Source organism: Curtobacterium sp. P97 (assembly GCF_023712445.1).
Taxonomy (GTDB): Bacteria; Actinomycetota; Actinomycetes; order Actinomycetales; family Microbacteriaceae; genus Curtobacterium.
This window is the reverse complement of record NZ_JAMAYF010000232.1, coordinates 1-384: the sequence shown is the minus strand read 5'-3', so window position 1 is coordinate 384 and position 384 is coordinate 1. Positions and strand designations below refer to the sequence as shown.

1 pseudogene is annotated in these 384 nt (G+C 70.3%); it reads right to left on the bottom strand.

From position 1 onward, the window contains the following. Nucleotides 1-384 (bottom strand): annotated as a pseudogene (locus tag M3677_RS17790) (23S rRNA (adenine(2503)-C(2))-methyltransferase RlmN); the annotation flags it as partial.

The window sequence follows — 384 nt, the reverse complement described above, 5'->3', positions numbered from 1 at the left end:
TCCACCGCGAGTTCACCGGGATGAGCTCGTCGCGGAGCTCGTCGTCCGGCGCGTGCAGCGACAGGGCGAAGGTGAGCGGTGTCCTCGTCCGCGAGCTTCTTGATCGCCGGCACCAGGCCGACGGTGGAGACGGTGATGCCGCGCGCGCTCATCCCGAGACCGTGCGGCTGCGGGCGATCATCGTGCGCACCGCCTCGATGACCCGCTTGTAGTTGGCGAGCGGCTCGCCCATCCCCATGAAGACGATGTTCGTGACCCGCTCGGCTCGGCGTCGACGCGGTCCTGCCCGCCCTTGCGCGGGTCACCCCCGAGCTCGCCGGCGGCGATCGCGGCGTTCGCGCGGACGATCTGCTCGATGATCTCGGCGGTCGACATGTTGCGGGT